Consider the following 6,191-nt stretch of genomic DNA (forward strand, 5'->3'; position numbering starts at 1 on the left):
CGAGGCGGCGACGCCCCGGCCCGGCCCGACCCGGCGACCGCACAGGCCGAAACCGGCAGGCTCAGACACGGGTGTCCGGGCGGCGCGCCGGGGTTGCGGCCGGGTCAGAGGTCAAGGGTCAGGGGTCAGGGCTGCAGACTGCGGGAGCGATCCGGGGTCCGCAGTGCCTCCAGCCGCGCCTCGGCCAGCCGCAGGTGATCGGGGTCCAGCAGCGGCAGCGCCCTCAGCAGACCCACCAGCTCCGGCCCCACCGCCAGCGCCTCGGCCCGGTCCTTGACCTGCGTCCAGCAGTACAGAGCCCCCGCTGCGGCGTCACGGACCTCGGCCGCGTCCACCCCCTGCCACTCCAGTCGCGCCTGCCCCGCCCCCGTCCACAAACGGGCCGCCGACACGAAGTCACCCGCCATCCGCGCAAGATCCGCGCGGATCTCCACGCACTGGACCGCCTCAACCGAAATCCGCCCCCACCGCTGCACCACACCCCGCTCCCACACCCTCGCCAACGCATCCGCCTCCCCATGACGGCCACCAACCGCCAGCGCATGAAGACGCGCCCGCGGATCCCCCACCACCACCGAGCCGGGCCCGGGTTCCGCTCCGGGGTCGGCCACGGACACGGGTGCGGCTGCGGCTGCGGGTGCGGGTGCCGGGTCGTGGTGGGGGTGTCCGGGTGCCGCCACCGAACGCATCTCGAGCTCCCGCGCCGACGGCACCACCAGCGTGCCCGGCGCCAGCCCCGCCGACCCCGCCGCCAGTACATGCAGTTCCACATTGGACGGTCGCACCGGAGCACGCCCGAGCTGGTCGATCCACTGACGCGTGTATCCGCTGACTCCGCCGGCGACGCCGTCCCCCGTCGGCGTGGCCGGCCCGCGCACCACCCCGAAGGCCTCCACATCCGGCAGCCCGGCCAGTCCCGGCAGCGTCCCCCACTCCCCCACCAGCGGCCACGCCGCCCTGTCGGCCACCAGATCGACCACCACCGTGGCCACACCCGTCGACCGCGAACGCAATTCCCCCACCAGCCACTCCCACGGCAACGACGTGTACCGCACACTGCCCGCCGTCGTCCCCGCCAAGGCCACGTACAACCGCCGGCCCCGACGATCCGCTGTCAGCCGCCCCGACACGTACACGAACAAGGGACCCGTCGCCCCCACCGCCACCCGCAACCGCGTCAGCACCGTGTTCGGATCACGCACCCCGTCCAAACACACCATGTCCGCCGGCACCCCGCACCCCAGCAACACACCCGCCGGCACCATCGCCAAGGCAGCCACGTTCACACCCGGAGCCAGCAACACCCCACCGCGGCGCACCGCGGCGTCCCCCGCCAGCAGCAGCACATGGCCCCGCCGCCCCACGCCATCACCAACACCGTTGCCACCGAAACCCATGGCCCGACGTTACCCACCCCACAACCCCCGCCGCACACACCCCAACACCCGACCCATCAACACCGCTCCCCCGCAGCAGAGGCCTCGGGTCCCCGCCCGGATCCCCCAACTGCCCTGAGTCCTCCTGAACGTTGCAGGTCAGGCGGCCTCACCGACGGACGTGGCCGGCCCCGGGAACGGCCGAGCAGGGCTGCCGCACCGGAACAGGAAACAGGCGCGGGGCGGACGGCCTCGTCAGGGCGCCGACAGCGCACCGGCCTGTGCGGCCGCCAGCGCGATGTCCACGGCCCGGTCGGCGGTGGTCTCATCGACCGGTTCGCCCGTGAACACCAGGCGGAAGTAGACCGGCGCGACCATGGCTTTCAGGAGTTCGCCGGGATCGGTCCCCGCGGGCAGTTCACCGCGTTCGACGGCCCGGGTGACCACGGGTTCCGCACGCCGGAAGCGGTCCTCGAACAGCGCGTGCCTGATCTCGGCGAGCTCGGGCGTGCGCACGGCGTCCGAGAGGGCGGTGGCCAGCAGGGCCCGGCCCGCGTGCGTGGTCATGGCCGCGACCAGAGACCGCGCCAGAGCACGTAGGTCGTCCTTGACCGCCCCGGTGTCGGGGATCGGGATATCGGTGGCGAAGTGGTGGGTCAGCGCATCCGCGACGAGCCGGTCGGAGGTCTTCCAGTTCCGGTAGATCGTCGTCTTGTGCACCCCGGCCCGCTGGGCGACGGCGTCGACGGTCAGCGCCGCATAGCCCGTCTCCGTGAGCTCGGCGATCGTGGCCGCCAGTACGGCGGCACGCATCCTGGCGCCGCGCCCGACGGCGGGGCCCCGCTGCGGGGCGGACTCGGCAGACATCAATGCAACTCCCAGTTGCTTTATTGGCGGCGCATGCGACAGCATCAGCATATTGCAACCGAGAGTTGCGATAAGGCCATGCCGCACGCCGTCGTGCCGTCATGCGCCCGCGCACCACCCCGCGCACCACCCCACGCCCAGGCTCCGGCCCCGCACCCACGGATCGAGGTCCCCATGGCCCGTACGCCCACCCCGCCCGCCACACCCGTCCCGTCCGCCACGCCCGCCCGAACTTCGCCCGGCGACCGATGGACGCCCGACTCCATCCCCGACCAGTCCGACCGCCTCGCCCTCGTCACCGGCGCCAACAGCGGCATCGGGTACGTCACCGCCCGCGAACTCGCCCGCCGCGGCGCCCACGTCGTTCTGGCCTGCCGCAACCACGAACGCGGACGGGAGGCGATCGAGCGCCTGCGCGCCGAAGTCCCCCACGCCCGCGCCGAACTGCGCCTGCTCGACCTCGCCGACCTGTCGTCCATCCACCGGTTCGCCGAGGGCTGGCCCCACGACCGCCTCGACCTCCTGGTCAACAACGCCGGCATCGCCATGGTGCCGTTCTCCCGGACCGCCGACGGCTTCGAGTCCCAGTTCGGCGTCAACCACCTCGGGACGTTCGCCCTCACCGGCCTCCTCATGCCCCACCTGCTGGCCGCCCCGCACCCGCGCGTGGTCACCGTCAGCAGCGAGGGCCAGCGGTTCGCCCGCTTCGACCTGGACAACCTCGACGCCGAACGCGGGTACCGGACCCTGTTCGCCTACATCCAGTCGAAGCGGGCCAACCTGTACTTCGCCACCGAACTGCAGCGCAGGGCCGACACCGCCGGACTCCCCCTGCGCAGCATGGCGGTCGCCCCCGGGCTCACCCGCACCAACGTCCTCACCGGCGGGGCCAACAGCGCCCGGGGCCGCACCCACGCAGCCCTCATGCGCCTGCTCCTGCGCACCGCCTTCCGGCCCGCACCGGAAGGCGCCAAGACCTCCCTGTACGCAGCGACCGTCCCCGACCTGCCCGGAGGCAGCTACATCGTCCCCGACGGACCGCTCCAGCTCCGCGGCGAGCCCGTCCTGCGCAGCCGCGAACGCGCCCTCCGGGACGCCACCACCGCGCGCCGCCTGTGGACCCTCTCCGAACGCCTCACCGGCGTGCGCCACCCCGTCTCCGCCCGCACACCGCCCCGGAGCTGATCAGCCAGCACACCCTCCTCAGGCCTCGCCGTCGATGCCCGTGACCGCACAAGGCCCCAAGGGCGCATCCTTCTCCGAGAAGCCCAGCGACTCCAGAGCGGCGACCAGGAGACGGACAGCGCCGTCCTCGGCCGCCGCCCGGTCCGCGGCATCGACTTCGAGCCGGACGGAGAAGGTACCGCCCTCGTGGACCGTGAGCAGTTCCACGTCCTCCGTCTCGCTCAGGCCGGTGTGGTGCGATGCCAGCCTTTTCGTCAGCTCGGCACACGTCTCATCGTCGATGTCCTTCAGGAACGTGCCGGGCACGGTGATGACATAGGTGGTCACTACTGCCTCCTGTCTTGTGGCTGGGCCAAACCGTACGGATGCCCCGGTACCGGGCCCCGAATCCCCCGCCGCCCCGCGGTCACCGCAGTCCGCTGTAGGCGGCCATGACGATCTCCATGCCGCGGTTGTCCTCCTGCCGGTCCCGGTCGATCATCTGATTCATGACGTAGGCGACCGTCATACGCGCGGCGGGGTCGCTCACCACCAGCGACCCGCCCCACCCGCCCCACCCGAACGTGCCGCCGAACCCACCGAACCCCACCGTCCACGTCACCGGCGTGCGCAACACGCGGTCATCACCCCGGAACACCTCCTGCCACGCAGGCTCACAGCCCCGGGAGGACAGCAGCCGCACGCCCCCGGCCGACCCGTGGTTCGCCAGCACCGACTGGACGAGAGCGACCGACCGGGCATTGCCGAAACCGTTCACCGCCGGAATCTGCGCCCGCCGCCAGGCCACGGAATTGACATCCCTGACCCGGATCGCCGCCCCCTCATACTCCCGGCGGACGCCGTCCGGCCCCACCGGCGCGCCGGCAGCGAACTCGTCTGTCAGCGACAACGGCTCAATGAGCGGTGCGACACGCAGATCGTGCTCGGCGGACAACCCGAAATGGAAATCCGCGTCCAACGGCCCGGCCACCTCCTCGGCGAAGAACTCACCCAGGCTGCGGCCGGTGACCCGCCGCACGATCTCACCGACCAGGAATCCGAACGTCAGCGCGTGATAGCCGGCAGCTGTCCCCGGCTCCCACTCCGGGGCTTGCGCGGCCAGCCCCGCCGTCACCCTCTCCCAGTCGTACAGTTCCTCGACCGCCGCAAGCCCGGAGAGCTCGGGCAGTCCCGCAGTGTGCGACAGCACATGGCGCACCAGCACGTTCCCCTTGCCGGCCGCCGCGAACTCGGGCCAGTACGCGGCGACCGGCGCGGACAGATCGAGCGCGCCCCGGTCGGCCAGGACCAGCGCGCACAGCGCGGTCATGTTCTTGCTGGTCGAGTTCACACCGGTCAGGGTGTCGCGCCCCCACCCGGCCGAACCGTCCCTGTCGGCGTATCCGCCCCAGAGGTCGACCACCGGCTCGCCGTCCAGGAAGACGGCCGCCGAGGCACCCACGTCACACGTACCCAGCAAACCCGCAAGCACCTCACGCACCGCCGCGAACCGCGGGTCGCACCATCCTTCGATATCAGTCATGAACACAAACCTCGTGCAGGACCCCTGGCCGCCACCCGACCATTCCCGCACCGCTTTCGTCGGGCCCCGTGCGCCGTGGACGACACGGGACGGGAACCAGGCCGCCGGCCTCCCGCGCACCCTGCGACCGATGGCAGGCTGGGCGGTCCCCCCGGTGCAGACACGAGACGATGGAGACAGGCGTGCTGGAACGGCTCAACCAGGCACTCGACCACCTGGAAACCCGCCTCGACCAGGACATCGACATGGCCGAGGTGGCCCGGATCGCCGCCGTGTCCGAATACCACTTCCGGCGGCTGTTCTCCGCCCTCGCCGGAATGCCGCTCCCGCTCTACATCCGGCGCCGGCGCATGACACTCGCCGGGGCCGAGGTCCTGGCCGGAAAGCTGACGCTCCTCGACATCGCGGTCCGCTACGGATACGGCTCGGGCGAGGCATTCGCCCGAGCGTTCCGGTCCGTACACGGCATCGGACCCGGCGAGGCCCGCCGCACGGGTGCGGTCCTCACCGCACAGCCCCGCATGTCCTTCCGCGTGATCGTCGAAGGGAGCACGAGCATGCGCTACCGGATCGTGGAGAAGGAACCGTTCCGGATCATCGGCAGGAAAGCCACGGTCCCGCTCGTGCACGACGGAGTCAACGCAGCCACCACGGCACACGTCGAAAGCATCGACGAACAGACCATCACACGGATGAAGCAGCTCGCCGGCCTGGAACCGGAAGGAATCCTCTCCGCCGCGGTGCACCTCACCGACAGCCGCGAAGAGGGCGCCGAGGTGGACTACTGGGTCGGTGTCGCCACCCCTCCCGCAACGAACGCCGAAGGGCTCGACACCCTTGATGTCCGAGCCGGCACCTGGGCCGTCTTCGACCACCACGGCCCCTATCCGAGCGCCCTCCAGGAATTGTGGCGCGACGTGTTCACGCAGTGGTTCCCCTCAAACCCCTACACGAGTAGGCCGGGCCCCGAACTTCTGCTCACCCGGCCCGTGGAGACCGGCACGGCAACCGGCTCCCAACTGTGGATCCCCGTCGAACGCGCCACCGGCACCTGAACACCGATCCGCACACCGCGTCACACGACCGCAGCCGGCATCGCAAGCGCCTCGTCTACCCTCAAACGCGTGATCGAGTACATCAACCACCTCGGGGCCACCCCGCCCGTCCCCGGACCCGCACCCACCCCCACCACACCCGTCGTCTGGGCCCTCAACACCACCATCGACACCATCGGCGGCCAC

General features: G+C 71.4%; 6 protein-coding genes. 2 read left to right on the forward strand and 4 right to left on the reverse strand.

Features of this window, described 5'->3' with window-relative positions:
- Positions 1–125: 125 nt before the first annotated feature.
- Together E6U81_RS29575 and E6U81_RS29580 are read right to left on the reverse strand one after the other, a co-directional pair.
- Positions 126–1,397, reverse strand: a complete 1,272-nt coding sequence (locus E6U81_RS29575; RefSeq protein WP_136233092.1) for a hypothetical protein — start codon at positions 1,395–1,397, stop codon at positions 126–128.
- Positions 1,398–1,631: 234 nt separating this feature from the next.
- Positions 1,632–2,243 carry a TetR/AcrR family transcriptional regulator gene (locus tag E6U81_RS29580; RefSeq protein WP_240804083.1) on the reverse strand — a complete coding sequence of 204 codons (612 nt, stop codon included), beginning with the start codon at positions 2,241–2,243 and terminating at the stop codon, positions 1,632–1,634.
- Between the two features lie 174 nt (positions 2,244–2,417).
- Between E6U81_RS29580 and E6U81_RS29585 the strand changes: the two genes are divergently transcribed.
- Complete coding sequence (locus E6U81_RS29585; RefSeq protein ID WP_136233093.1) at positions 2,418–3,428, forward strand: oxidoreductase; 1,011 nt, start codon at positions 2,418–2,420, stop codon at positions 3,426–3,428.
- An 18-nt stretch (positions 3,429–3,446) separates the two neighbouring features.
- Here the strand turns inward: E6U81_RS29585 and E6U81_RS29590 are convergent, their stop codons facing one another.
- Positions 3,447–3,755 carry a hypothetical protein gene (locus E6U81_RS29590; protein WP_136233094.1) on the reverse strand — a complete coding sequence of 103 codons (309 nt, stop codon included), beginning with the start codon at positions 3,753–3,755 and terminating at the stop codon, positions 3,447–3,449.
- Between the two features lie 79 nt (positions 3,756–3,834).
- On the reverse strand, positions 3,835–4,950 hold the full coding sequence (locus E6U81_RS29595; protein ID WP_136233095.1) for a serine hydrolase domain-containing protein: 1,116 nt from the start codon (positions 4,948–4,950) through the stop codon (positions 3,835–3,837).
- A gap of 182 nt (positions 4,951–5,132) precedes the next feature.
- Here E6U81_RS29595 and E6U81_RS29600 point away from each other — a divergent pair, with 182 nt between their 5' ends.
- Positions 5,133–6,005: an AraC family transcriptional regulator gene (locus E6U81_RS29600; RefSeq protein WP_136233106.1), complete on the forward strand. Its 873-nt coding sequence runs from the start codon at positions 5,133–5,135 to the stop codon at positions 6,003–6,005.
- The last annotated feature ends 186 nt before the right edge of the window (positions 6,006–6,191 follow it).

This window comes from Streptomyces sp. A0592, from assembly GCF_004795115.1.
In the GTDB taxonomy this organism is placed as follows: Bacteria; Actinomycetota; Actinomycetes; order Streptomycetales; family Streptomycetaceae; genus Streptomyces; species Streptomyces erythrochromogenes.